The organism is Acinetobacter sp. NIPH 2699, from assembly GCF_022549355.1.
Taxonomy (GTDB): domain Bacteria; phylum Pseudomonadota; class Gammaproteobacteria; order Pseudomonadales; family Moraxellaceae; genus Acinetobacter.
Map to the genome: position 1 here is coordinate 67,001 of NZ_JAKZGL010000011.1, position 26,500 is coordinate 93,500.

33 protein-coding genes and 1 pseudogene are annotated in these 26,500 nt (G+C 37.5%); 22 read left to right on the forward strand and 12 right to left on the reverse strand.

Annotated features, from left to right (window positions below):
* The first annotated feature begins 2 nt into the window (after positions 1–2).
* The 20 genes from MMP72_RS11465 to MMP72_RS11560 all read left to right on the forward strand — a co-directional run bounded on the left by MMP72_RS11465 (position 3) and on the right by MMP72_RS11560 (position 16,124).
* A complete protein-coding gene (locus MMP72_RS11465; RefSeq protein WP_241317385.1) occupies positions 3–1,202 on the forward strand; it encodes a phage major capsid protein in 1,200 nt (399 codons plus the stop codon).
* 57 nt (positions 1,203–1,259) lie between these two features.
* Positions 1,260–1,466, forward strand: a complete 207-nt coding sequence (locus MMP72_RS11470; RefSeq protein ID WP_241317387.1) for a hypothetical protein — start codon at positions 1,260–1,262, stop codon at positions 1,464–1,466.
* Positions 1,420–1,737 carry a head-tail connector protein gene (locus tag MMP72_RS11475; RefSeq protein ID WP_241317389.1) on the forward strand — a complete coding sequence of 106 codons (318 nt, stop codon included), beginning with the start codon at positions 1,420–1,422 and terminating at the stop codon, positions 1,735–1,737. Before MMP72_RS11470 ends, MMP72_RS11475 begins: the two co-directional genes overlap by 47 nt.
* Positions 1,738–1,740: 3 nt before the next feature.
* Complete coding sequence (locus MMP72_RS11480) at positions 1,741–2,091, forward strand: phage head closure protein (protein WP_241317391.1); 351 nt, start codon at positions 1,741–1,743, stop codon at positions 2,089–2,091.
* The gene (locus tag MMP72_RS11485; RefSeq protein ID WP_241317392.1) at positions 2,082–2,603 is read left to right on the forward strand and encodes an HK97-gp10 family putative phage morphogenesis protein; all 522 of its coding nucleotides are present in this window, start codon (positions 2,082–2,084) and stop codon (positions 2,601–2,603) included. The genes MMP72_RS11480 and MMP72_RS11485 overlap by 10 nt, the downstream gene beginning before the upstream one ends.
* A complete protein-coding gene (locus tag MMP72_RS11490) occupies positions 2,600–2,962 on the forward strand; it encodes a DUF3168 domain-containing protein (protein WP_241317394.1) in 363 nt (120 codons plus the stop codon). The genes MMP72_RS11485 and MMP72_RS11490 overlap by 4 nt, the downstream gene beginning before the upstream one ends.
* Positions 2,963–3,032: 70 nt before the next feature.
* Positions 3,033–3,506, forward strand: a complete 474-nt coding sequence (locus MMP72_RS11495) for a phage tail tube protein (protein ID WP_113997082.1) — start codon at positions 3,033–3,035, stop codon at positions 3,504–3,506.
* Complete coding sequence (locus MMP72_RS11500; RefSeq protein WP_241317452.1) at positions 3,503–4,036, forward strand: phage tail assembly chaperone family protein, TAC; 534 nt, start codon at positions 3,503–3,505, stop codon at positions 4,034–4,036. Before MMP72_RS11495 ends, MMP72_RS11500 begins: the two co-directional genes overlap by 4 nt.
* A 92-nt stretch (positions 4,037–4,128) precedes the next feature.
* Entirely contained in the window at positions 4,129–4,260 is a 132-nt protein-coding gene (locus MMP72_RS15920; RefSeq protein ID WP_347005572.1) for a hypothetical protein, read from the forward strand.
* Positions 4,261–4,304: 44 nt separating this feature from the next.
* On the forward strand, positions 4,305–6,986 hold the full coding sequence (locus tag MMP72_RS11510) for a hypothetical protein (protein WP_241317396.1): 2,682 nt from the start codon (positions 4,305–4,307) through the stop codon (positions 6,984–6,986).
* On the forward strand, positions 6,983–7,735 hold the full coding sequence (locus tag MMP72_RS11515) for a hypothetical protein (RefSeq protein WP_241317398.1): 753 nt from the start codon (positions 6,983–6,985) through the stop codon (positions 7,733–7,735). The genes MMP72_RS11510 and MMP72_RS11515 overlap by 4 nt, the downstream gene beginning before the upstream one ends.
* A 12-nt stretch (positions 7,736–7,747) precedes the next feature.
* Positions 7,748–8,677: a hypothetical protein gene (locus MMP72_RS11520; protein WP_241317400.1), complete on the forward strand. Its 930-nt coding sequence runs from the start codon at positions 7,748–7,750 to the stop codon at positions 8,675–8,677.
* Positions 8,667–9,683, forward strand: coding sequence for a hypothetical protein (locus tag MMP72_RS11525; protein WP_241317402.1), 1,017 nt, complete (start codon positions 8,667–8,669; stop codon positions 9,681–9,683). Before MMP72_RS11520 ends, MMP72_RS11525 begins: the two co-directional genes overlap by 11 nt.
* The gene (locus tag MMP72_RS11530; protein WP_241317404.1) at positions 9,670–10,161 is read left to right on the forward strand and encodes a hypothetical protein; all 492 of its coding nucleotides are present in this window, start codon (positions 9,670–9,672) and stop codon (positions 10,159–10,161) included. The genes MMP72_RS11525 and MMP72_RS11530 overlap by 14 nt, the downstream gene beginning before the upstream one ends.
* 12 nt (positions 10,162–10,173) lie before the next feature.
* Positions 10,174–10,380 (forward strand): hypothetical protein, encoded by a 207-nt coding sequence (locus tag MMP72_RS11535; RefSeq protein WP_241317406.1) that lies wholly within the window; start codon positions 10,174–10,176, stop codon positions 10,378–10,380.
* Positions 10,381–10,757: 377 nt separating this feature from the next.
* Positions 10,758–13,544 carry a host specificity factor TipJ family phage tail protein gene (locus MMP72_RS11540; RefSeq protein WP_241317408.1) on the forward strand — a complete coding sequence of 929 codons (2,787 nt, stop codon included), beginning with the start codon at positions 10,758–10,760 and terminating at the stop codon, positions 13,542–13,544.
* A 103-nt stretch (positions 13,545–13,647) separates the two neighbouring features.
* Complete coding sequence (locus MMP72_RS11545) at positions 13,648–14,457, forward strand: DUF4882 family protein (protein WP_241317410.1); 810 nt, start codon at positions 13,648–13,650, stop codon at positions 14,455–14,457.
* 82 nt (positions 14,458–14,539) lie between these two features.
* Positions 14,540–14,935: a hypothetical protein gene (locus tag MMP72_RS11550; RefSeq protein WP_241317412.1), complete on the forward strand. Its 396-nt coding sequence runs from the start codon at positions 14,540–14,542 to the stop codon at positions 14,933–14,935.
* Between the two features lie 186 nt (positions 14,936–15,121).
* On the forward strand, positions 15,122–15,316 hold the full coding sequence (locus MMP72_RS11555) for a hypothetical protein (RefSeq protein WP_130161273.1): 195 nt from the start codon (positions 15,122–15,124) through the stop codon (positions 15,314–15,316).
* Positions 15,317–15,581: 265 nt separating this feature from the next.
* Positions 15,582–16,124: a glycosyl hydrolase 108 family protein gene (locus MMP72_RS11560; RefSeq protein WP_241317414.1), complete on the forward strand. Its 543-nt coding sequence runs from the start codon at positions 15,582–15,584 to the stop codon at positions 16,122–16,124.
* Between the two features lie 160 nt (positions 16,125–16,284).
* Here the strand turns inward: MMP72_RS11560 and MMP72_RS11565 are convergent, their stop codons facing one another.
* The 7 genes and pseudogenes from MMP72_RS11565 to MMP72_RS11590 form a co-directional block, all read right to left on the reverse strand.
* Complete coding sequence (locus tag MMP72_RS11565; protein WP_241317416.1) at positions 16,285–16,518, reverse strand: hypothetical protein; 234 nt, start codon at positions 16,516–16,518, stop codon at positions 16,285–16,287.
* Positions 16,519–16,698: 180 nt separating this feature from the next.
* A pseudogene (locus tag MMP72_RS15890) lies at positions 16,699–16,830 on the reverse strand (CPCC family cysteine-rich protein); the annotation flags it as partial.
* 52 nt (positions 16,831–16,882) lie between these two features.
* Positions 16,883–17,296, reverse strand: a complete 414-nt coding sequence (locus MMP72_RS11570; RefSeq protein WP_241317418.1) for an NF045616 family extracytoplasmic (lipo)protein — start codon at positions 17,294–17,296, stop codon at positions 16,883–16,885.
* A gap of 105 nt (positions 17,297–17,401) precedes the next feature.
* Complete coding sequence (locus MMP72_RS11575; protein WP_241317420.1) at positions 17,402–17,857, reverse strand: NF045616 family extracytoplasmic (lipo)protein; 456 nt, start codon at positions 17,855–17,857, stop codon at positions 17,402–17,404.
* 2 nt (positions 17,858–17,859) lie between these two features.
* Complete coding sequence (locus MMP72_RS11580; RefSeq protein ID WP_241317421.1) at positions 17,860–18,537, reverse strand: zinc protease; 678 nt, start codon at positions 18,535–18,537, stop codon at positions 17,860–17,862.
* A complete protein-coding gene (locus tag MMP72_RS11585) occupies positions 18,515–19,069 on the reverse strand; it encodes a PAAR domain-containing protein (protein WP_241317423.1) in 555 nt (184 codons plus the stop codon). The genes MMP72_RS11580 and MMP72_RS11585 overlap by 23 nt, the downstream gene beginning before the upstream one ends.
* Positions 19,070–19,184: 115 nt before the next feature.
* On the reverse strand, positions 19,185–19,433 hold the full coding sequence (locus MMP72_RS11590; protein ID WP_241317425.1) for a CPCC family cysteine-rich protein: 249 nt from the start codon (positions 19,431–19,433) through the stop codon (positions 19,185–19,187).
* A gap of 106 nt (positions 19,434–19,539) precedes the next feature.
* Between MMP72_RS11590 and MMP72_RS11595 the strand changes: the two genes are divergently transcribed.
* Positions 19,540–20,130 (forward strand): hypothetical protein, encoded by a 591-nt coding sequence (locus tag MMP72_RS11595; RefSeq protein WP_241317426.1) that lies wholly within the window; start codon positions 19,540–19,542, stop codon positions 20,128–20,130.
* A 15-nt stretch (positions 20,131–20,145) separates the two neighbouring features.
* On the opposite strand, the gene MMP72_RS11600 is transcribed toward MMP72_RS11595, so the two are convergent.
* Both MMP72_RS11600 and MMP72_RS11605 read right to left on the reverse strand, forming a co-directional pair.
* Complete coding sequence (locus MMP72_RS11600) at positions 20,146–21,294, reverse strand: DUF6602 domain-containing protein (RefSeq protein ID WP_241317428.1); 1,149 nt, start codon at positions 21,292–21,294, stop codon at positions 20,146–20,148.
* Positions 21,295–21,403: 109 nt separating this feature from the next.
* The gene (locus MMP72_RS11605) at positions 21,404–21,904 is read right to left on the reverse strand and encodes a hypothetical protein (RefSeq protein ID WP_241317429.1); all 501 of its coding nucleotides are present in this window, start codon (positions 21,902–21,904) and stop codon (positions 21,404–21,406) included.
* A gap of 299 nt (positions 21,905–22,203) precedes the next feature.
* Here MMP72_RS11605 and MMP72_RS11610 point away from each other — a divergent pair, with 299 nt between their 5' ends.
* Positions 22,204–22,842 (forward strand): hypothetical protein, encoded by a 639-nt coding sequence (locus MMP72_RS11610; RefSeq protein WP_241317431.1) that lies wholly within the window; start codon positions 22,204–22,206, stop codon positions 22,840–22,842.
* Between the two features lie 476 nt (positions 22,843–23,318).
* On the opposite strand, the gene MMP72_RS11615 is transcribed toward MMP72_RS11610, so the two are convergent.
* From MMP72_RS11615 to argG, 3 genes are all read right to left on the reverse strand, one after another.
* Positions 23,319–23,648 (reverse strand): hypothetical protein, encoded by a 330-nt coding sequence (locus tag MMP72_RS11615; protein WP_241317432.1) that lies wholly within the window; start codon positions 23,646–23,648, stop codon positions 23,319–23,321.
* Positions 23,649–24,092: 444 nt separating this feature from the next.
* Positions 24,093–24,776: a pirin-like bicupin family protein gene (locus MMP72_RS11620; RefSeq protein ID WP_241317434.1), complete on the reverse strand. Its 684-nt coding sequence runs from the start codon at positions 24,774–24,776 to the stop codon at positions 24,093–24,095.
* Positions 24,777–24,965: 189 nt separating this feature from the next.
* Positions 24,966–26,330 carry an argininosuccinate synthase gene (argG, locus tag MMP72_RS11625; RefSeq protein ID WP_241317436.1) on the reverse strand — a complete coding sequence of 455 codons (1,365 nt, stop codon included), beginning with the start codon at positions 26,328–26,330 and terminating at the stop codon, positions 24,966–24,968.
* Positions 26,331–26,500 lie beyond the last annotated feature (170 nt).

The window sequence follows — 26,500 nt, forward strand, 5'->3', positions numbered from 1 at the left end:
TCATGGCTATTGATGAAAAAGATCTTGGCGAAGTAATCACAGATCTAAAGGGTGCATTTGAAGATTTTAAAAAATCAAATGATAAAGAGCTTGATGCGATTAAAGCGGAAAAGGCAAAGCAAGTTGAAGTAACAGATAAACTTAATGAAAAATTGGGTGATCTAGATACTTTAAAAGCAGAGCTTGAAAAAGAACTTAAACAAGCGAAGCGACCAGGTGCACCAAGTGGTGGGGATGTTGAAGCACATAAAACAGGCTTTTTACAATTCCTGCGCAAAGGTAATGACGATGGGCTTGCTGATCTTCAAAAAAAGGCAATTCAAATTGGTGTAGATGCAGATGGTGGTTATGCCGTACCAGAGGAACTAGACCGAACAATTTTACAGTTGCTTCATGATGAAAGTCCAATGCGCAAAGTGTGTAATCAAATCACCGTAAGTACATCTGACTATAAAAAATTAGTCAGTTTGGGTGGCGCGGGTAGTGGTTGGGTTGGTGAAACAGCCGCACGTCCTGAAACAGGTACACCAACATTAAAACAAATTATGGCTACCATGGGGGAGATTTACGCCAATCCACAAGCCACACAAACCTCATTAGATGATGTTTTCTTTAATGTTGAAACATGGCTACAAGATGAAGTTGCTCGTGAGTTTGCAGAAAAAGAAGGCTTAGCTTTCTTGCTTGGTGATGGAATTAACAAGCCCAAAGGCATTCTAGATAATCCTTTTGAAGCGACGGATGATAAAACTCGTCCATTCGGAACGATCCAACAACTGAGTTCTGGTACTGCTGGAACTTTTAATGGCGACAACCTAATTGATCTAATCTATTCAATTAAGGCTGGGTATCGTCAGAATGCAGTTTTTATGATGACTAATCTTACACAATCTAAAGCCCGTAAGTTGAAAGACAACGAAGGCAATTACCTGTGGCAACCTGGTCTACAAGCAGGACGACCATCAACCTTGTTAAGCTATGGAATTGAAGAAAACAACGATATGCCAGAAGCCGAAGCAGATGCGAATGCTATTTTATTTGGTGATTTCAAACGTGGTTATACCATTGTTGATCGCATGGGAACTCGTATTTTACGCGATCCATTCACAAATAAACCTTATGTTGGTTTCTACACAACAAAACGTGTGGGTGGAATGTTGACAGATAGTAGTGCATTTAAAGTTTTAGCTTTAAAAGCATAATTCAATTTTGGTATTGAACGCCTCTTTTAAGAGGCTTTCTTTTTTTGGAGAGTTCAAATGCCAGTTATTACGGTTAAAGAGAAATTTAAGATTGCAATCGATAACGGTAATCAAGTTGTAGAGTTCGTACCAGGTGAATTTATGGTTGATGATCGTGTGGCTCATGTGGCCATTCACCATCTTAAAGTCGCTGTACTAAAAAAGGGTGGTAGCAAAAATGCCAATTCTGACACTGGAACAGGTGAAGCAGCGGCTCAAAATTGATAGCGAAGATGAGGATGCAGATCTTCAACTATTAATAGATGCTTCGCTTTCTGCATTTGAAGAAGTAACTAATCGAAAACTGTATGAAGTGGGTGAGGTTATTCCTGAAGATGTCACCAATGGGATACATGTATCGCCTTTCATTGTTCAGGGTGCTTTAGCCTTAATTGGATATTGGCATGAAAATCCTGAAGCAACAGGCAACATGGAGCTATTACCTAAATCAACGACATGGGCTTGGAATCGACATCGGTTTATAAATATGGGGTGATTTATGGAGTTTGGAAAACTTAAACACCGCATTACTGTTCAGAAATATACTGAATCTCAAGATGATAATAACCCTGAATATTTAACTAAGGAATGGGTTGAATATTGCACTGTTTGGGCGGATGTTCAGGATCTTTCAACCAGAGATACATTACAGGCTCAGTCAATTGGCTCTACATTACAAGCGCGTGCTGTGATTCGTTATAGCTCTAAAGCAGTATTAATTGATAGCACCATGCGCATATTGTTCGAAAGTAAGTTTTATCAAATAAACGGTAATCCAAAACGTGATTTACACAATCGTAAAACTTATATCACTCTCGAACTGAGTGAGGGGCTAAAGGAATGGATATAGCAAAGTTTGAGTTAACTGGTGATAAGCAGATTTCTAAACGACTTAATCAACTCAGTAACCCTCAGATAGCTAAAAAACTGGCAGTTCGTTCGGCTCGTAAAGCCATGACACTGGTCAAGAATGCCGCTGTTGTAAATGCAAGTTTAATTGATGATCCTGAAACATCAGAACAAATCTCAAAAAATATCGTTGTCCGAACTGGAAAATCTAAAGATAGAAACTCTGTGCGGATGCGAGTTGGTGTGAAAGGTGGTACTGAGTTTTGGCGCATACATAAAAATATGGTTCGCAAAAACAAAGCAAGTGGTGAGAATGAGCGTGTACCAAACCCTTATTACACACCTGTACCCAACAATACTTCGTATTGGTGGCATGTGGAGTTAGGAACTAGGTACTCAATGGCTGTTCCATTTCTACGACCAGCATTGGATAACAATATTGAAGTTGTTACTCGAACATTTTCAGTTGATTTTATGGCGGGTATAGATGAGGAGTTGAGGAAAATCCAATGATTCCAATACGCACAATTCTGAATGATGCACCATCTGTTACAGCGTTATTAAAGGGTAGTGATGGTGTGTTGCGAGTTTATCGAGATTTGGCAAGTGAGGGAGTGGAATATCCTTATGCTGTGTGGACGTTAATCAGTGGCCATGCCATCGACAACGTAGATATTCCTGCGGTAGATGACAGTATCGAAATACAGATCGATGTATATGCTCAGACTGAACAAGACAGAGACAATGTATTTAAAGCGGTGCGAAATGTATTAAAGCATCACAGCATTATTAATAATTTTCCCAATATTGGTTCAGGTGTGCCTGGTATTTACAGAGGGACGTTCACATGTGGCTGGTTGATCGAGGCCTAAATATTTTATTTTAAAGATAGCGACCTAAATGGTCGTTTTTTATTGCCTATTGTTTGAGGAGTAGCTACTCATGGCGCGTATTAAAGTTCAAAAAACCCAAGTATTTTATTTTGATGGAACTGCAATCGTTCCAGTGGTTTGTGCAAAAACAATTGATTTAGGTCAGGATAGTGAAGAAGATGTTGACGTAACTTGTCTTGATTCTGATGAGGTTGATAGTGATGCAGGTCAAGTCACACCAGGTGAAGGTTCACTTGCAATTGACTTTGATGATGAAAACTCATCACATCTTCAATTATTAGCTTTATCTAAAACAGATCCAAAGCAAACAGTACACTGGTACCTCGGCTCTTCACACAGTACTGATGGACCAACGGTGACAGGAGGTGCGGTAACATTACCAACAACACGTACATGGTGGGAGTTTGATGGTTATCTTAAACGTGCAGCGCCAACTTTTGAAAAAGGACAACATGTTGGATATTCATTCCCACTGAAACGCCGTTCATCAGTCCAAGAAACAATCCGTACTATTGGACCATAATCATGAAAAGTATTAAAGATCTTAAGCGTGTCACCAAAATTGGTGCACCTGTTAAGCGGACTGTGGCATGGGGCGTTGTAGCAGATGACGATAATATTGATTTTCTACGTGAGCAAACGGGTAATAGTGAAATCGTTTTGGGGGAATTGGTAGATTTAGAAGGTCAGGTTTTTATTAAAAAACTTAGCTTTAATGATACATCTGAAACTTCAAAGGCCATCGAGTGGGATATTGACTACGACAATATTGAAAACTCAAAGGTAAAGGCTGTGGATCATCGACAATTACAGGCTGCACAGTTGTTAGGTTCAATTTGTGAAGATTTAGATGGCAAGCTTTTCTTTAGTTCTGTAGATGATGTTCTTTGCTCAGATCCTAATTTCATTAATGCCTTATATGCCGTTTCCAGTGAGGTTAATAATTTTTCGGGAAAGTCTCGGACAAAGAGTTCTCAGAAAATGAATTCTGGTGCGAGCTCGTTATCAATGGAATCGGTGGAAACACCATTGGAGAAGCCAAGCGAAACCTAAGCAATGCCGAGTTTCAAATATGGAGAGCCTATCGTGAAAGAAGAGGCTCTCTTTTTATTGGTCGCCGTATTGAGCAGGCTTTTGGAAGTTTCATGGCCTTTTATCACAATGGCAAAGTGAAAGAGGAAGATTATCTCGAACCTGCTCTTTTTATGCCACATGAGGATAAACCTAAAGAAATCGAGATCTCTTTGGATGAAGCTATGGAAAATGGGTTTCGATGAAAGTGAACCGTCAGTTGGCGGTTTTTTATTGTCTGGAGAAAAGTATGGCGACCAATCTTGGTACTTTGACATTAAATCTTATTGCAAATACAGGATCATATACACAAGGTTTGCGAAATGCTGAAAGTTCAACAGACTCAGCCTTTAAAAAAATGCGTGGTGCAGTTAATACCTATGGCAATGTTGTTGGTGCTGTAGCAGCGAGTGCTATTGTTGGGTTGGCTGGCCTAGCATATCAAACAGCACAAAGTGCAGTAGAGCTTGAGAAATTTGCACTGCAAGCAAACTCATCAACCCAAGAGTTTCAAAAGATGGCGGTAGGTGCTGCTGCCTATGGTATCCAGCAAGAAAAACTCTCTGACATGTTGAAAGATTTCAATGAGAAACTGGGAGAGTTTACAACGATTGGTTCTGGGGAGGCGGTAGACTTTTTTGAGCAGATTGCCACTAAAACCGAGGGTAGTGCTGCTGGTGCCAAAAAACTTGCACTAGAAATGCAAAAATTAAGTGGTCCAGATGCTTTGCAACTTTATGTCGAAAAGATGCAAGAAGCAGGTGTAACACAACAGCAGATGTCATTTTATTTAGAAAGCATGGCATCAGAGATGACAGACCTTATCCCATTGTTGATCAATGGTGGTGAAGGAATGAAACTTTATTCAGATGCTGCTGAGCGTGCTGGCTTAGTGATGAATGAAAAAACGATTGCATCATCAAAGATTTTAAAAGAGCAAGTATATCTATTAGATTTGCAGTTGCGCGGAGCAAAAAACCAACTTATGCAAGCTGTTATTCCTGCTTTTGTAGATATAGCAGGAGCATTCTTTAGTGGTTCAGAACAAGGTCTACAATTTACCGAAGTTGCAGATGGTGTCGCAAAATCATTGAAAGGTGTTGCCTCGGTAGCGATTGGTGCGGTGACAGCGATTCAGCTAGTAGGTAAAACACTGGGGGGAATGGCTGCTGTTGGTGGAGCGATTTTTAGTGAAGCAAATTGGTATGAAATGAATCCAATCGGATTGGTTAAAGCTGCTTATGATGCTAGAAAAGAAATCGGTGCACTTACAACGGAAATAAAGTCGGATCTACATAATACGGTGATCGGTGCGGCTGAACGCATGGATAAAATGTGGGAAGGCAATGACGCTTCAACAGCAAAACAAATGGCTAGCTTGAAAGAGTTATCTAAAACTCAATCTGGTGTAACTAACGGTCTTGACGAATGGGTTGATAAACAGAATAAATCTAGTGATGCCACTAAAAAAAATTCAAAAGCCCAAACAGACTTAAATAGACTTCTTGAAGAACAATATCAAATTCGAAAATCATTAACTTATGAGTTTTCCACTGATCTTCAACGAATGAAAATTGATTACGAAAGAGTGCTAGCAGATATTAACGATGCCAATTTCTCTCCAGCATTACGTAGTCAATTTTTATCTGCTGCAAAAGCTAGATTTGAAGATGAGCAAGTTCTTTATAAGATGAAGCAGGCTTTTGAACTTCAGGAACATAAGGTAAATGAAGAAGCAAAAGTCAAAGCAACATTTATTATTGATCAGCAAATCATCGCAAATCGAACAGATATAAATACTGCTGAAAAACAACAGTATTTGAATGCACTACAAGAAAAACATACTCGAGCAATGGCTTGGTTGAGGCTTGAGCAGAACATGCGTCTAAACGATGCATCACAAGCATTTCAAACTGACATGCAAAATATGTCAGCTAAATATGAATTTGAACGTCAGCAGATCATATTAAATAGCCAGCTTAGCAAAGAGGAACGTCAAGCATTAATCGATGCATCTCGTATAACAGAAAGCATGGATCAAGCTCAAGGGCGGGATGCAGCATTGTATGGGATGTTGAATGCGTCAGGTATTGATACTTCACAAGAGGAAGCAGCGGCCCAACGTACTGAAGCATTTGAGGCAGCGCTGGACTGGCAGTTGATTACTCAAGAAGAGTATCAGCAAAAAATGCTTGAAAGTGAAAGTCAGTATTATCGAGCTAAAGCAGCGTTAGGTTTGCAAGATGCAGCGAATACAACTGCTGGAATGGCTGATCTAATGGGAAGCTTACTTGGTAAACAATCCGCTGGTTATAAAGCCATGTTTATTGCATCCAAGATGTTTGCACTTTCCAAGGTAATTTTGAATGCACCTGAAACGTTCTCGAATGTGTATAACTCTGTTTCAGCAATTCCAATGATAGGTCCATATATTGCACCAGTTGTTGCTGGTGGTGCTTTAGCTGTTCAACTTGGTCAGGCCGCACAAATCAGATCAATGAACCTACAGGGCTTTGCCACTGGTGGACATATTACTGGTAAGGGAACTGGTACAAGTGATGATATTCCGATTTGGGCATCCAATGGTGAATATATGCTTCGTGCTGCCGCGGTTGAAAAATTAGGTTTGGCTAATCTTGATTACATCAACCGTACTGGTATGTTGCCGCCCCGATTTGCAACGGGAGGTTTAATTGGTAAAGAACGTTTCTTATCAACATCAAGCCAAAGTGATCGGCGTGGCGATGGTGTGAATATTATTATCAATGTGCCATCTGGTTACACTGCAAATGAAAGTCGTGATGGAAATGGCAATGTGACAATTGATGTGGTGGAGAAATTTGTTAAACAAGCGTTCAGCAATTTAAATCAAGCGAACTCATTTGAATCTAAGCAGATCCGGAATAACTTTAATGTGGGGCGTGTACGATGAATAAACTCGATCTTTGCCCACTTCAATCAAGTTATTCAGTCAAATACGGCTCATCAGTTGAACGAATAGCATTTAGCGGTGGGTTTGGTCGATATGTTCAAACTAAAAACGCTAAAAAACATTTAGTCGATGTGGCCTTTACACTTCGAGAAGATGACTTCATATATTTCAGAGCATTTTATCTAAATTGGCAGCTTAACCCGCTGCCTTTTTTAATGTCTTTAATTATTGAAGACAGCGAATTTAGAGAATATATCGCTCAGTTTGTGCCTGATTCTTTCTCATTTAATGAGTTAAACGGAAAGATTTTTAAAGTCTCGGCGCAACTTATTGTTGCCACTTCGGAAGTGCAGATTCTTACTTCTAAGCCGTATCCAACATATTTGCTAGAAAGCATTGCATATCACATACCGCAACTGGGTGCTCAACAAGTCAATAACTATGTAGATATGGGTATTGAGGCAGGTAATTACAGTCTAGGTATTTCTGAGGTGACAAGTCGAGAAATTCTAAGCAAATACACGGCCGATATTGAATCATCAAACTACAGCATTTCACTTCAAAGTGTTCAGATCACAAAGCAAACATCTTATTTAACTTACGTTGCACCCGATATTGAAAAATCAAATTATTCAATTGGTGTTCATGATGTGCAAATCACAAAAACCGTTGCTTATATCCCCTACACAAGCGATATGGAATCAAGTGATTACAGCATCAGCATTCATGGCGTGCAGATTACAAATTAGGAGAAATTTGAAATGGCAATGGTAAACATCCGAAATGAAATCGGTGCAACATTTAAAATGCGTACCTTCAAAGCCGATGGCATTACAACAAAAGAAACGGGGGAGTTTCATAACATTGTATTAGATACAGGCTTACAGCGCATGGGTGTTGGAGCTTGGGGGAATCGGTGTTTGGTTGGAACTGGAAGCTCTACGCCAGTTGTCAGTCAGACGCAGTTAGATAGCACACTTGCAATCACAACAACTGTTCAAAATACAAATATAAGTATGAATACAACCACCAAGCCTTACTATTACAGTATTCAAAAAACGATGCGTTTTGGAGAGGGTGCGGCGGCTGGCAATTTAACTGAAGTGGGTTTAGGTTGGACACAAACAGGACAAAACCCTTGCTGGAATCGAGCATTAATTAAAGATGCAAATGGTAATCCAACAACTTTAACTGTGCTTTCTGATGAGTTTTTGGATGTTACTGTCGAAATTAGAATTTATCCATCTGAAACAATTAGTGGATCATTTGATTTCAAAAACAAGTTAGGTGAACTTATTAGCACGCATACATATAATGGTTATGTCTGGATGACTGCACCACAAGATGGAACCGCTAGCCCTTTTTCGTTTTATAACCTTGCTTTATATGCTAATGCTGCTTTTGTTGAGAGTCCTACGTCTAGTTTGACTGGAACTGTACTGGGGTCGAGTAGTGCAGGAGGTGCAATCAACACAATAACCTCTCCTACATCATTAAGAGGACAAATCAAGTTTCTTTTGACGCAAGGAAATGGTTTTTGCTCTGGAATGATTATAAACATGATTGGAGGTCATAGATCCACATCACCATCGGCATATTATAAAATTCTAATCGACCCACCAATCACTAAAACAAATGAAATGGAAATCACTTGGACATTAGATCTATCTTGGGGGCGATATGTTACCTGATGGCGAACTATCAACAAGCAGCGTTTATGCTGCTTTTTTAGTGCCCAATCGCATTGATGAGTTAATCGATTACGAATGGGGCGGTAGTGATTTATATGACGCATCGCAGGGTTTGCAAGCCAGGTTATGGACTTGTTTTTATGAAAGTGGGGTTATTAAAGCCAAAGCAGATCAAGTGATGCATGACTTAATCACAGTCGATGATGTGACAGCATTAAGCTTTGCATTCGATTTAAATATGCGTCCAGTTGTGACTTATGTTGTAAATCATGAAGTGTTTTTGTGGTGGTATGACACAGCAGTTGCACAGCATGTGACAACAAGTTTCGGTAGTTTGATCATTACCCCACAGTTATCACTCGATGATCACCGCGCAATTTATTCAGCAAACGCGGATGTGATTTTTGCATATATTAAAGCAGAGCAACTTTGTATTCGATTGCAACGAGATCGTTATCAAATTGAGTATGAGCTGGGAGCAGGACAGGTACTCATTCAAATCGGGATGATGACCAACAATAGATTTGGATTTGCTACAAAGATCATGAACGGTTTTGATCTGTTTTTAGATCAGATGTATGTCGATGCTCGAAATAAAGCATTACGTGTTGATTATCTGGATCTGTGTCCACTGCAGGCATCTTATAGTGTTCAATTCGGAAATAGCGTCATCAAAGCTGAAGGACTAAATGAAGATGCTTTGAGAACCCAATTTGAAAATATAGAAAATGTGGTGTCGATCGCTTTCAATCTGAAAGAAAAAGATTTCGATTACTTCATGTCATTTTTCAGAGTCTGGCAGCATAAACGTAAGCCGTTCTATATTGATCTTGTTCTAGATCAACGTCCACTTACCCAGTATCTAGCACACTTTTTACATAACAGCGTTTCGATGACGAAAAGTGGAGCTGTATTCAAGGTGAGTGCTCAGTTATTTATCTTGAATAATGATCTTGATAAATCAGCAATTAAAATGATAGCGGAGTCACGGAATGTCAGAGCTTGAGAATTTTTTATATGGTCCAGATAACGCTTATTTGATTGAGTGTATCGAGATTCAACATAGTTTGTGGCCAAAGCCTTTGCGCTTTGTGACCAACGTCTCTGAGGGAGTGACTGTTATTCAAGATAGCCAGCCCACTTTCTATGAATATGCAGTATTGAAGATTGATCGGGGCAGCGTCAGTGATGATCTTGATCAGAAGTTAGCGATAACGGTCGGGGATTTGGGCAAAGTCATTCCTGGTCTTGTTGATCAAATTATTGAGCAAGTATCACTTGAGCGACCGCAAGTGACTTATCGAGCGTATTCAAGCATTGATTTATCAAATCCAATTTTGCAGATCGATCACTTAGAAGTCACAAGTCAGAACAACGACTATCAAGGAACAACATTTGAAGCTGAAGCAGAGCAGCTTAATGAGGTTGGTACTGGATTGTTGTTCACAAAAGAGAATTTTCCGACCTTGGTTGGCTTTTACTAATGAGGTAAAGAAATGATTGAATTTCACGATAGCATTCACTCAGTTGACTACATGATTGATCTAAAAGACATCTCAAATATTGAGCGACGTTTCCGTAGTAGCCGTGGATCTGAGTCAAACTATGATGTTATTTTCACGTTTAAAAGCGGAAAAGTCATCGAAATGACTTTAAGTGATGTCGATGTAACTCGGCTTTCAAGTGCTGTGGAAAATGCATAAATAGTGAGTACAGCGAATGAGAGATTTTAATCTGCAATTGCTTTCATTATTTGAAATGCAATACAACGTTAAGAATTATCATTGTGTTCATTTCGTGATTGATGCTGCAAGACAGTTGATAGGTCAAGATTATTCAAAAAGCTTTATTGGTTTGACTGCATCGCTAAATGATTCCATTCAAACATCGAGACAGACAGTCATTCGCAATAAACACATAAAAGAGCCAACACATGGCTGTATTGTCCTTATGACAAGCCTTACGGGAAATAATCACGTAGGGCTTTTTTATTGCGGCAAGGTTTTGCACTTGAATGAATCGGGCACTCAATATCTATCACTAAACAGCATGAAATGCCTCTACACAAGGTTTAGATACTATGAGCCACTTACAGATTTATGAAGATCCGCTCGATGCAAGTACGATCACGATTGAGCAGACAGATAATGTTTTAAAGCGCTTTCTTGAAATTAAAGCGAAATTTACACAAGCACGAATTTATAAAAATACGCCTTGTCCTGAAAATGAAGTTACCCCAATTGATAAAGTCACTGCATTAAAATTGTTAGATGCTGGACCAGGGGATCAATTTCATATTGTTTGTCATGCTGGTGACATCATTTCAGCAGTGAACTATGTTGTTGTTAAAATATTTGGTTCTATTGTTAATGCTTTAGTGACTGTGCCGACTTTAAGTAGCAGTGCTCAAGATAAAGGTTCAAGCAATAATGATTTAACCAGTCGTGAAAATAAACAGCGGATTGGCCAACGTGTTGCGGACCCATTTGGAAAGATAAAATCTATTCCTGATTTGATTGCGCCAAGCTTTGTTTATTATGTAAATAAGCAAGAAGTTGAAGAATCATTGATGTGTTTAGGTTGTGGTTATTATCACATTCAAGACATTAAAGACGGTGACACCACTTTATCTACAATTGCAGGATCAGCATGTTCAATCTATGAGCCAAATACCAGCATCATTGGTACACCACAAATCAAGATTGGTGAAGATTTTACAGATAACCCATTAGTCGCTAAATCTTGTACTGCGATCAACGGCCAGACTGTCAATGAAGGTACTGAAGACATTACAAATAGTGATGTCGATTTTCAGCTCACAGCGCTCTATCCCAATCGGCTGCAATCACTCAATTCATCCGTTGATATGCGTGATTATTTTCAAATTGGTAACTCAATTTTATTGAGTATGGATACAGTCGGTGTTGCAGATCTGAGTGTATCAGCGAATTGTGTACCCAAAAGTACAGGCGAATTGCATATTCAAACGACCGATGTCTTGCATAACTTGAATTACAAATCCCTGCTGATTACCTCATTGATGCTTGATGACTTGAACTTATCCGGAAATTACCAAGTATCGAGTATTGCCCAGGTTGTAGATGGGTATATCTGTAATCTGGTTAATCCCGAGAACGTAAACTCAAATTGGTCATTGATTGTAGATCTAGATGAAAAGTCTGCTTTCTTTTCTGGGATTTTACAAAACAATGCTGATTCAATCGACTTGGGTGGTGAGTATCCATCTATTCTAGATGTTGGGATTAACTACATCGATCTAGAAGTTCCAACGGCCTTACAACTTGAATGGGATAAGTTGCAAAGCATTACGCTAGGTCAAGTGGACATGGATATTAAAAAGATCGTGTCGAGCTGGCTGGGTTGGTTTTATATTGATTACAACGATATTAAAGAGTTGATTTTTAACTTCTATCTGCCACAAGGTTTGCAAGTCATTCGCAAGAAAGGCCAACGACACACTGATATTGTTGATTACACAATAGAATACCAAGAAATATCAAATGGTTTGCCAACTGGCCCAGTATTCACGCATACGCATAGAGTGCAAGACAATACCACAGTGGGGTTTGGTGTATCGAGTCGTATTCCGCTTGCATCAACATTTGCGGATGGTGTGCGGTTTAGAGTTAAGAAAGCACCTGAACAATGGCGAAATGAAGTACAGCAGCGACTTCGTGATTTGAAACTCAAATCAGTTTATGCATGCTCAGTATCAAACAAGCTCATTTATAACGATGTAACGATCGTACGCACTAAAACCATCGGTACCAATGAAGCAACAAGCGTTAAAAACCGTATGTTGAACTGTATCGCCACACGTAAGCTTTTCACATATCGAACCGGCTTTAAGTCAGTGTCGAGAATCCCGACAAGTAATTTTGCTGATATTGTTTGTGCGATTACGACCGATGAATTAATTGGGCGTAGAGATATAAGCACGCTTGATGTCGCTAATCTCTATGCAGTGGCAGATGAAGTCGATGCTTATTTTGGTGTGCCGATTCAGTTTAACTACACATTTGATGATGCCAAGATGTCTTATGAAGAGACACTTACAACGATTGCGAATGCAGTGTTTTGTGATGCACGCCGTGAATCAAACAAAGTTTTCTTTGTATTTGAGAAACCGCAACAAGTACCGACTTTATTGTTCAATCACAGGAATAAAAAACCTGAAAGCGAGAAGTGTTCTGTCAACTTTGGCGTAAACAAAGACTATGACGGGGTAAAACTCAAATGGGTCGATCCGATTGATTCTTGGTCTGAATCTGAAATCAAGTTGCCTAATGATAATGTGGTCAATGCGCGAGAATTGGAAATTAAAGGCATTACCAATCTTCAGCAAGCGATGCTTTTAGCGCATCGGGCTTTGAACAAGTTGCTTTATCAGAAGAAGACCGTTGAATTTTCGGCTTATAGTGAAGCGGATCTCGTCACTCGGAATGACTTAATTCTTGTTGCTGATGATACGCGTCCGATGCTGATTAGTTCAGGATCTGTCATTGATCAAGATGGACTGTATTTAACGTTGTCACAGCCGTGTGCACTAGAACAAGATGAAAGTTATGTCGTTCATCTTCAATTGCCAAATGGCCAAGTGGACGTTGTTCAGGTGACACAAGGAGATAGTGAGCGAGAAGTCTTATTAGCACGTGCACCAACTTCGCAGCTTGTCATTGAGTACGAGGGGAATATCAGTTGTTCGACCTATCTGGTTACGACCGACACGCATAGCAAGCGAGATCTATTTTTGATTACTGAAAAGTCCGGTGGTGGTGCTGAGTCTTCAATCACTGCAATAAACTACACTGATCAATATTATTTAAATGATAAAGACTATGTCTGAATCAATAACCGCCAAAAGGCGGTTATTTTCCATTCGTCAGTTTTTAACTACAAATTTAGATAAATATATATACTAAATGTCCAATTAAAAGAAGGATTAATCCGTGAAAAAAATAATCTTAGGGTCTTTGATTAGTGTAATAACAATGGGTAGTTCATTTGCAGCTTGCACTTATAATCTTGATGCAACTAACAGCCAGATTTCAAGTTTGGGGGGTATACCTTTCATAACCCAACAGCCACAATCAGTAAGCTCGCCAATTACTCCATATGAATTAAGATTTATTGATAGTTCTCAGCAAATGGCAGCAAATTTTTTAAATGGTTCGGTTATTGGAGATAAATTAGTATCCAATGTTGGCACTGTTGCATTTGAATTTAAGATAAATGGTTTTGCATCAACAAAACCATTAAATGATGGTGAATTGGATGCTCAAATAACTTTTTATGGGCAAGACACCACCAATAATAGTATGCTCTCCGGTATGTTGTGGTTGCACAGTGGATTTAATGGAGTTTCCGCATATCCTGAGTCAGCAAGATTTGGCGGGATGTTGAGAGGTGGAACTTACACCATGAATAACGGAACTCCTATGCCTATTAACCCTGTAGTATTTTTGCCATCAACCCCAGTTGTTTTACCAGTTGGTAATAACTTTAGAGTAGGAGTTTACTTAAATCAAACAACCAAAGAGCTTGGCTTGATTGTAAATGGGATAAATAAAGGAATACTGTTGAACTATGAAAAAACCTTAAAAAATATAGGTTTTTTAATTAGTTCAACTCAAAATAGAATTGATCCCAATGATCCTATTGTTAATCAAAATGTAGGTGTTGAATTGATTACTGATGCTGCAAGCATGACATTAAGTTATCCATCTGGAACAACAGATATTTGTGGAACAACAATTTAAACATAGACCTCCTTCGGGAGGTTTTTTATTACCAATATATAGCCGCCAAAAGGCGGTTTTTTTACATCTGGAGAAATGAAAAATGGCAGAGCCTATGAGTAGCGGTGTCGGGGTTGCAACTGTAATTAAAGTTTATGGTATGTGGTTTTTGATGGCCATCGCGGCTATAGCGGTGGTTTTGGGTTATTTGGTTGTCATCATGACTCGAATGCCTCGTACAAGCAGTGAATGGGTCGTGAGTTTAATCACTACGGTGGTGGGGAGTATTGCCGGTGGTGGATTCTTAATTCAGCACTTCGAATTGCATGATTACCTTTTAACTTGGTCGGGTCTATGCGCAATAGGAGGCATTTTCTTTGCTGCAGGTTTACCTTTCTGGGCCATCATTCGCTGGACGTTCAACTATGTCAATGCAAGAGAGGATGCAACCATCTTCGACGTAGCTAAAGAAATGAAAAACTATAAAGATAACTTTTAATAGTTCCACTAATGCACTGATTTTTTCGGGAGGTTTATTCTGTTCAACTGTTAGAGTGGCAAGGTTTATACACCTTATTGCTAATAGCCAATAGCTTTATCGAAAGACTAGGGGTGTTGACATTCATTGATATGGCATATACATTGTATATACATTTTCTTGTTACCTTTTGGGAATTAAAACGATATGACTGAGTTACCCAAAAAAACTAAGGTTAATAAGAAAGATGGTCAACTCTTAATTCGCATTAATACAGCTGAGCGTGATGAGTTCATTCACTTATGTGATAGCTTGGACACAAGTGCAGCTAGAGAGTTAAGAAAATATATCCGTAGTTTTATAAAAAAAAATCAGTCAGCGGATAAACAAACCAAGGAGTAACATCGTGGCTAAACAAGTAAAATCCCTTAAGAAACAAATTAAAGCGCGCCTTAAGAAAATCTCTAAACACGAAGGCAAATTAGCTAAATTGAAAAAGAAACTTAAAAATCAAAAGTAATCATATCGATTAAACTTTGATTATAAGAAAAACCCCTCAAGTTAAATCTTGAGGGGTTTTTTGTAGCCATTCTATAGTTTTAATTAACAATTTTTAAAATCTACCGACCTACCAGGTCGGTTTTTTTACGCCTAAAGGAAAGTAAAAATGAACATTGAACAATATCTTAATGAATTGATTAAACGTGAAGGTGGGTATGTAAATAATCCTGCTGACCGAGGAGGAGCGACCAAGTTTGGAATCACCGAAGCGGTCGCACGTGCGAGTGGCTTTAAAGGTCACATGCGAGATCTACCATTGGATGTGGCCAAAGGCATTTATCGGAAACTGTATTGGATCTCGCCACGATTTGATCAAGTGAATACGATGAGTGCCGCCGTGGCTGAAGAACTACTCGACACAGGTGTGAACTGCGGGACTGGCTTTGCAAAGCCATTGCTGCAACGAGCTTTGAATCTTTTGAATAATCAAGGTAAAGGCGGATGGCCAGATTTAGTTATTGATGGGATTTACGGACCAGCCACTTTGAATGCACTGAAAACCTTTATGGCCAAACGTGGTAAAGAGGGTGAAAAGGTCTTAATTCGAGTGCTCAACATCATGCAAGGTCAACGCTATATCGAAATATGCGAACGTAACCCTACACAGGAGCAATTCTTCTATGGCTGGATCAACAATCGAATCGCATAATAAAGTAGTTCATCACTGTAAACGCTCATGGTCATCATTGATTGTGAGCGTTTTAGTTTTGTGCTTACTGTCAGGATGCTCAGCGCATACGATCAATAACAATGTTCATGTTGGGATATGTGTCAAAGCCCTCTAATGAGGGCTTGGTTCGTATCTATGGTCATTCAAGTTCTAGTTGATGATCATCTTTTGTCACTTTTATTTTTAATTTTTTATATTTACGTTTATTTGGATTAACTGCGGAATTGTTTACTTCATCTGCAAAAGTCTTGTCTTTCATGAGGCTTGAATACGCTTTATATCCTAAAATAATCCGCGTGGGTTGGTATCCATTTCTATTGACATAGTATTCAATAGTTGCATTTAATTCATTTAGAAGACTTGTTTCACTCATTTCAAAAATGCTTCACTTTTAAGAGTTCATTGAAGAATAGGGTAAATTAAGTAGAATATCTACATGAATTTAAACATTTTTATAAGGGCTGCCTGTCATAAAAATGTAATATTTAATGGTTTATCTACTATTTGAAATTGCGATAATTGCAAAGGTAAAATCAAAACTAATCACAAATGATTAGCTCTTTGGAATCTCTTCATCCCTCGGCTTTCTCACATTCTTAACAAACCGTTCTTCCATTGCACCATATTTCTTAAAATTTTCAAGTGTTTGGTTTAAAGATGGAACGTTTGCATACCCAGCAATGTTCATGTTGGAATTTGTGTGAAAGCCCTCTAGAGGGCTTTAGATTGTACATGGATTAATCACAGGTAGATTTACCAGGATCAACGTATTTAATAGATAAGTTATTGTTACGATCAATTAAGCAAACACTTGCTTGAAAACTTTTATTTGTACTTAAAACAATATCATAAGCAACATTTTTTTCGATTTCTTTGATAGGTATTAGAACACAATTTTTTTCATCTATCGGGAGAGCGGCGTTTGAATACAATTTTTCATAAGTACTTTTGAACTCTTTAGTATAATCAATCTTACCTAAGTAAATTAAAAATGTATTATCAACACCATAATAAGTTTTAGTATTGTTCGTAAATGCACATAGATTATCTTGTTTAACGGTTATCTCTAGTGGACGTGGACCTTGGCTACATGCATTTAATAAAATACCTATAGTCAATATAAGGCTAAATTTTAAGCTCTTTCTTGTCATCTTTAGCTACTCGGTAACATTGAAATAAAGAATCCTAAAAATCAAGGTTTATCTTGTATTTTGAGTTGCCCAGGGGAGATCTATAAGAAAGCATCCGAATAAAAACTATTTAAAAAAGTTCTTTAAGTTTTCCCAAAAACTTGGCTTTATATCTGCGCACTTGGTTCCTTGAACATCTTGTAATACAAACTTTCCAGAACTTTTCTTGACGCAAAAATCTTTGTTGTAAGCTTTTCTCAACCCACCCAATGTTGCGCTATATGGTGTATTTTCTTTTAAACCTTTAAAGTTATTAAAATTTTTCTCTGTAAGAAGAATACAATTGGTTTTTGTTGGGTAGTTATTTTCAAAATGATTTTCATATATCCAAGATTCCGTACTATCTTGAGATAAATTTAGTATGACGAGGTTAAATATACCTTTTTGCTGTGTATCATTAATATAAAAGCATGGTTTATTATTTTTTAGTTCAATACTCACTTCACCACCTCTATAAGGAGACGAAGTGGCAGAAACATGGAATGGAATAGACAAAAAGGCTAGAAATAAATATTTATGCATGATTAATACCTTTTGGGTTCTTGATGATAATAAATTCCACCATAATTTTTTGATAACAATTTGCCATTAGATGGGTCTGCAAGAAAATCTTTCAGAACATTTTTTAAAGCAAATTTTTGCATGACATTTTTGTTATGCAGAATTGGATAGTTATGTCCCTGAATTGGAAGATGATAAGCATCGTAGTAATGGCTAATAATTTCAGCCTGCTGTTCAAAATTAAACTGGTTAAAATTCTTGCCTTGATCATCACAGACTAAATCATAATCGTAAGCTTTAGCATCACTATAGCCGCCTCTTATGCCAATTTCGATACCACGAGCAGCTACGTTTAAGCCTAGTTGATATTGCCATACATGCGCCATTTCATGGATAAACCATATTTTATTTGTTGCTTTTTTATCAATTGAAAAGTCTTTAACTTTATCATAATCTTCATTAGGTAAATGTATGCTACCAAAGGGCGTCATGGCATTTTTGCTTCTTGTTGGAATTGACAATAATCCACCACGGATAATTTCTACTTTTGTATAATCTATTGATTCTTTGAACATAATTTTGGCGAGATTAATTTCACCACTTGTCAGTTTTCTACGTGTATTGACAGGTACCGTTGTTGGATTTTGCTCAACACTGTCCTTACTTTTTAATCTGGCTTTAAGGCTTACAACAATGTTCATGATCTTTATCCTCAATAAGTATTTTTAATTCAATTTCTTCATTTTCTGAGCCTGATATAAATTGTGTATAGCCTTGTTCATCCGTGACACCTGTCGAAAACAAAGCGCCAGTTTTATAGATTTCGTAGTGAACATTAGCTAAAGGTTTTGAGGTTGTTTCATCAACGATGAAAAATTTCTGCCCAAACTCTTTAGTGGTATTAGCTAATAATTGATTAACTGGTGAAGATGCAGCTTCAGAATTTGAAGACGTGCTTGAACCACCACCATTATCTTGAACAACAAGATTCTGTTTAGGCAATAGCTTACAGCCGCAAGATAACGAATCATTCACTCTAGCCGCCATTTTACCCATCACTTGCATGTGCGGATCGCCAGTTATAATTGTTGCTACAGTTTGATGTTTAGGGCAGGTGGCTGTATCACCTACACACGCAATAGGAATACCTTCAATTAAAAAAAAGCTGCTTCCAGTAATGACTTTTCCGCCGCCCGTTGTAGGGCAACCAACTACGATGTATGGTGTTGCCAAAATTAACGCCCTCGATATATTTTATTTTGGCGACATGGTAGCAAAGTGAGTCTAGGGTGTACGGACTTTTATGTATTTTTATTGCAAAGGTAACATCAAACTTAATTACAAATGCTTAACCCTTTGGGATCTCATAATCCCTCGGCTTTCTCACATTCTCAACAAAGCGTTCTTCCATTGCTCCATACTTTTTAAAGTTTTCGCGGGCTTGGTTAAGTGAAGGCACGTTTGCACCGCCGCCGTAATCATGATCTTCTGCTTGTACGGGATCATTTTCCCAGAAGCATACAGGGCAGATATCATAGTCGTCGTTTGATGGTTCACCTCTGGTTAAGTAACCACAACATAAACACGGGTAGAGCATTATATTTTCCTATTTGGTTGACAAAGTTTAAATATAGCAATAAAAGTTAGTTGATAAATCAGCTATTTAGCAATAATCAATAATTTTTAAATTACTGGGGGTAAAATTGGTAGAACATCTTTGGAAAGCTTTTGAACTCTATCTCAATCGTAAAGATAAATTTATAAAAGCAGAAGAACGGTTAAAGCGCCGATTAATATTCTTTGAAGAAGTTAAAAAAATAAATGCCAACAATGACCTAGATGAACATGAAAAAAGGACTATACGGAATAGTTTGGCACAAATCGTTTGTGGTAGTCGTCTTGTTGATTATGAGCTGGTTCAATACTATCAAAAGAACAAAAACTTTCGTAATTTCGAGGTGATTGCACCAATTGTTGCTTATTGGGATGAGTCAATTAATAAGGAGCTTGATGAGACTGGAAAGATCAAACTGATAACGCTTGATGAAAAGAAATATGCTCAAGAGAAAAGAAATATGATTGTAAGTACAACATTTCTGTTCTTTCTTATTCTCTTATTCTTAAACTGTTATGAGCGAGTCATAAATGCCTTGATAACTATATTCTATCTTGACTCATATATTGCTCTATATGTCTGTGGAGGATTATTTTTTATCATTACTTTCTTAGCATTTTTTGCATTTTATGGAGTAATGATTGTCTATGATTTACGTAGGTTAGTAAAAGCACCTTGAGGTGCTTTTTAACAATTAATCAAATAAGACAATGTTACTTTCATTCCAATAGTACAATGGGATGTAGTAAGTTTCTTCATTGATAATTACATAAGTGCCACCAGAAAACATAGGAGTGTTCTGCAGAATTTCTACTAGAGGTTTTTTTTCAGTGTTTTTTGATAGTATTTCTGACATGGTTGGCAAATTTTCAGGATCATAAACGTAAACTTTATCTACTCTATCATCAAATAATTCTTTACCAATTAACCCCATACCATCTGTGAACTTAGCCACTAAATCCTTATACAAAATAGGTTGCCCACGATTCTCATACATGTTTTGTATAAAACTATCACTTAGTCTTATTGTCTGGCTTTCACGATTTTTTATTTTATTTTCAAATTTCACTCGAAGATTATGGACCATTATTCCTATATTTTTATATGCTTGAATGTTAAATATATCTATTTTTCTATTGGCGCATAATGTAATTAAGGCTGATGTAAATTCAAACAATGAGTTTTCTTTATGCTGTAAAAAGCTTATAGAGGATGTCTCTTGTATTTCTGATGAAATTAAAACATCATTAAGTCCGTTTCTAAAGTTAATAGTCCCTTCATCTAATATGCAAATAAAGTTAGGCCAAACTTCAGGCGGATTAGATTCACACCACTCTTTTAAATTTTTCGCTAAGCTTTCTAACGAGTTACCACTTAGAGAATAAGCAAAAATTACACCGAAAGGTGGGTTGTTGTAGTATCCAATTCTTACATGATCTCCATAGTTCTTTGTTATAAGTTGAGGAGCATGTAAAGTTTTTAAGGATTTTATGTTTTCAAGCCCCTCGATTAATTTTGTTTTAGATAATTGTGATTTGACTTCGATGACTCCTAAGACAGATTCAATTGGAAAAATTTTTGTAGATTCTGAGGCCTCAAATATTATACTTTTACTTTTGTCATATATTATTGCATCCATCTGTTTTGAAACTTGGCTATATTGACTAATAATTTCCCCACTAGCTATACCGAAAGTATCAGGCAATTTACCATTAGTTAAAAAGCTTTTAAGAGAGTCCTCTCTGTAACTTCCTCTATTTCCATTATGTTGAAATTGAGCTGAGATATTGAAATCTCCTTTCATTTTCGCACTGATTTCTTCAAAAAGTTTTGATATTTCCATATTTTACCTATAAATCAATATTTTCAAAATTAAGAATTTTTTATCCCTAAAACTCTCCTTCTAGGAATAGAGTGTTAAGCATTACCTATAAAAAGTAAGCGGTGACTTACTATTGATCATTTTTTTTATGCAAATTTTCCATATATTCATCTGTCACATGATCTTCAACAATTAGCCAATTAAGACTACCAATGCCATCATCCACAATATCTAGATGATTATTGCCTTGGTAGACAAAAACTTTTTTATTAAAAAACGACAATCGTTTAAGTAACGATGATTCATACAATCTTTTTAATGAAAGCTCAATATCGACCTTTAAAGAATTTAAGTCTTGGGTGTAATCAAGATCAAAAGCCTTTAATAGTTTTCCGTAAACTAAACGTTTCATTCCATTTTCAAGTTTAATAATTTTAATATCTAAATCTTCAGGATCAACTCTACTTTCTGAAGCTCTTAATCCATTATCTATAAGTTCAATCATAGCAGTATTAATAGATATTTCTTTACCTTCCGCGTAAGCAACAATGTCATCGTATTGATCTTGAGGAATACGTATTTGTGTTCGTTTCCACTCATCTTGATTTTGTGTACGTGTTTTATCTGACATTAGAAAACTCAAAAACTTAATTATTGACACTAGATTAGTGTCATATTAAAGTTGTGTCAATGTTACTAAATTAGTGACATTAAAAAGCCTCGATGACTTTGGACGGCTATCGAGGCTTCTATCAAATCCCTGAACGGAGATAAGACATGAACAGTTTATCATTTAATGCAATTTCATCCAGTACAACAAAACGATGACCAAATTTGGCTCACATCTTCTGAATTAGCGAATGCTTTAGGATATGCAGATATTAGGTCCGTCAACAAAATATATAATCGCTATGCTGATGAATTTAGTACGTGTATGTGCTTGGTGGTCAATTTACCACCAAGGGGTTTGGCAATGGTAATTCAGAAAAAGAAACACGCATATTCTCATTAAGAGGCTGTCACCTTATTGCTATGTTTGCCCGTACGCCAGTCGCTAAAGAATTCCGCAAATGGGTTTTAGATATTTTGGATAGGGAAGTACAACCTAAAACCAAGAATCATAAAACAGAACGTTTGGTTTTAAACGATGCAGTAAATATGCTTGTGGCGAAATCAAAACACCTTAACTTTTCTGATGCCTACAAACTTATACACCAACGCTTTAGTGTGAAAGGCATAGATGAGATCTCACTAGATCAAATTCCTATAGCGGTTGAATACGTCCATCATCTGATCGCTTTGTTTAGCCATAGAGAACACAGAATGACAGATATGAATACGATTGCATTGGCACACTGCATGATTTGGTGTCGCCAGTGGTGGAAAGAGTACGGTGATGCTATCCGTAAAATTAACCCGAATATTGCCTCATCAGTCCATGACTATTTTATAGATGGTTCATTCGTCGCTTGGGGTTATGTAGCTGAATCTGAGAAAGCAGCATTACGCAGAAAGTTGGATGCTCATCAATGGAATTTAACCATAAATGAAAGGTTAAGATTACTGTAATTTTATCCCCGAATTTCATAGAGCAAACTTTCGTGTTTGATTGAAATGTGATCAAAAAACTTTCGGGGAATGAATTTCTAAATGACTGATTTTATTGAATTTAGGTAAGCAGTTTTTGACCTGAATTTTAGGTGAAAAAAGAGCATTATTTTATTAATATTCAATTGATTAGATCGCTTTTGACGCAATCTTGACATCGTAGAGGTTTCCAGTTCGAGTCTGGATATACCTACCAAAATTCACTGTGAAAACAGTATGTTAAAGCCCACTCAAAAGTGGGCTTTTTCTTTTGGGGATATTTCGGGGTGTTTTTGGAGGAACTCATTCATGCTCTAATGTGGATAGCCGCCATGGATCGCTATCACTTATTAAATAGTCAGAATTAAATACTTATTGTTCTGAGTAGTAATTAAGAAATCGCTAGTAAATAAAAAGCACACTATGACAGTGTACTTTTTTCTGAATATTACTTCTTACTACTTCTCGTCTAAAATTTCCCACTCTTGAGAAGTATGCTTTTTACAATCATTGATTGTTTTATGCAGATCATCCACTGAAAAAACTGCACTCTTAGCTGCAAAGCCCTCATCAACAAGTCGTGTGAAGAGATTTTCTGAAATCAGATAATTTTCTTCTTTTAACTTATTAATTAACTCATCGGTGTAGTTATCTTTTGATTCTTCAACAAAGAATTGATTTGATCCAAGAACATGCTCAACAACACTGAGTGTATAAGCCTCAGTACGATTCAGTTCATTAGACATGTATTTGCTGTGTGCACCATAACAAACAAGTTTTGTAGTCATCTTATTTTCTCTCTAGAAAGTTTAAATTTTTGTTTTGTATTGAAAATAGCTCTTTAATCACAAGAGCAGTGACAATGTATAGTATTTTTTTATACATTGGCAAGAGAGCTTTATCCGATAATTTCCCAATTGGATTGATTCAAAAAGACCTATAAGCATTTAACTTATAGAACTTTTTTATTACTATAAGTTTTGTCATTATCTAGCATGTTTAAACCACTTGACCCGCATTTAAAATGGTGATAATTTAAACAATACGGAAGTCATATACTATTTAGGATTCAAGAGTGATCTTGCCTAAATGAACAAAGATATGACAAACCCGTACACAACAGCTAACAACGAACGAAACGATTCTGATCGTTTTTAAAAATGTTCAAGGTTGTAGAAAAGCCCGTAAATCGGGCTTTTTTAATGGATGAAATTCAGCACAGTTGATTAAGTTTAAGGTAAATCAAACCAAATCATTTGGCTGTCTTGCTGCGCTGTAATAGTTGCAGTTTCATCAAACAGCAAAGCATCGCCCGCTTTAACCAAATGATCAGCAATCATCACTTCACCTGAAATTACATGCACATAGTTCACTTTTTTCTGTGTTGTAATCTCTAAATGTTGATCTTTCTCAATCACCGCAGTTTTCACTTCAGCATCTTGACGAATCAACATTGGTGCAGACTCACCACCAGCAATTAAATGCCATTGGTTCGGATGATCTTTAGGATTTAACAGAATTTGCTGATAAGTTGGCTCAGCATCTTTTACATTGGGTTGAATCCAAATCTGTAACAAATGCACTGCTTGATCATGCTTATTCATTTCACTATGCGTTACACCAGTACCCGCACTCATCAACTGCCATTCACCAGCATTGATTTGTCCTTCATTTCCCATGCTATCTTTATGCGAAATTGTACCATCGAGTACACAGGTTAGGATTTCCATATTGTCATGGGGGTGGGTACCAAAACCATTATGCGCTGCAACTGTATCGTCATTAATCACACGTAGTGCACTGACACCCATATATTTAGGGTTATACCAGCTACCAAATGAAAAGCTATGATAAGTGTCTAACCAACCTGCTTTGACATGGCCGCGATTTTCACTACGATGTAGATAAGCATTCATCTTGCATCTCCGAATTATTATGTTTTGCTTAAGCATAATATTATCGATTCATAATGATGCTTGGTAGTGTTTTGATGCGACATATTGTTCTATAAATGGAATGATTTTCTTCTGTATATCTTTCTTCTAATCAATAAAAAAGGGCTGAATCTAAAATTCAGCCCTGATGTATAAATATTGAATGATCTATTATTTTGATTTGTTCTCAAGCTGTGGAATGGCAGAGCCAGAACCTTGAGCAACAGAGAGTAAACCAGTTTCTGTATAGAGACCAAGTTTTGCACGAGTATCGGTAATATCAAGGTTACGCATGGTTAACTGACCAATACGATCCATCGGCGTAAACATAGAATCACCTTTCTCCATCGTCAAACGCTCAGCTTCATAAGTGAGGTTAGGAGATTCAGTGTTCATAATGGTGTAGTCATTACCACGACGTAATTCTAAAGTCACAGTACCCGTAATTACTTTTGCAACCCAACGTTGAGCTGTTTCACGTAACATCAGTGCTTGTGAGTCAAACCAACGACCTTGGTACAATAAACGACCCAAACGTAAACCGTTAATGCGGTATTGTTCAATCGTATCTTCGTTATGAATACCTGTCACTAAACGCTCATAAGCGATGTGTAATAATGCCATCCCCGGCGCTTCATAGATGCCACGAGATTTTGCTTCGATGATACGGTTTTCAATTTGGTCAGACATACCTAGACCATGACGACCACCGATACGATTGGCTTCTAAAATAAGCTTAACAGGATCATCAATACGTTTGCCATTCAATGCAACAGGCGTACCTGCTTCAAAAGTCACGCTAACCTGTTCTGGCAGAACTTCGACATCATCTTTCCAGAACGCAACACCCATGATAGGGTCGACGATTTTAATACCTGCATCTAGATATTCTAAATCTTTGGCTTCATGCGTCGCACCCAACATGTTTGAGTCAGTTGAATACGCTTTTTCTTTTGACATTTTGTAGTCAAAGCCGTTGTCGATGAGGAATTGCGACATTTCAGCACGACCACCTAACTCATCAATAAAGTTCTGGTCTAACCACGGCTTATAAATTTTTAAGTTTGGATTGGTCAACAAGCCATAACGATAGAAACGTTCAATATCGTTTCCTTTATAAGTTGAACCATCACCCCAAATATTGACGTCATCTTCTTTCATCGCGGTCACAAGCATCGTACCTGTGACTGCACGACCTAAAGGTGTGGTGTTGAAATAAGGAACACCACCTGTGCTGATGTGGAATGCACCACATTGAATCGCAGCAATCCCTTCAAGGGCAAGTTGTAAACGACAATCGATTAATCGAGCTTTGACTGCGCCGTATTGTTCAGCTTTTTGTGGAATCGCATCATAGTCATCTTCATCAGGCTGACCCAAGTTTGCGGTATAGGCATATGGTTCTGCGCCTTTTTGTTTCATCCACAATAAAGCCGCTGAAGTATCGAGACCACCAGAGAAGGCAATCCCAACTTTTTTGCCTACAGGTACGTGCTGCAAGATAGTTGCATTATCAGTCATTGCTTGTCCTAACATTATAAATAAGACCCCGAACAGGTGGTCTTGGATAATCAAAAATCGGAGCTATTGTAACACTTTTCGTGCGTTATGGTTTTGCAAAATCGAGTTGATCTAAAGGAAAATTTAAACATTTTTAGTTGTTACGTGGAATAAATGTTTAGGTTGACGATGCATATTGAGTTCTC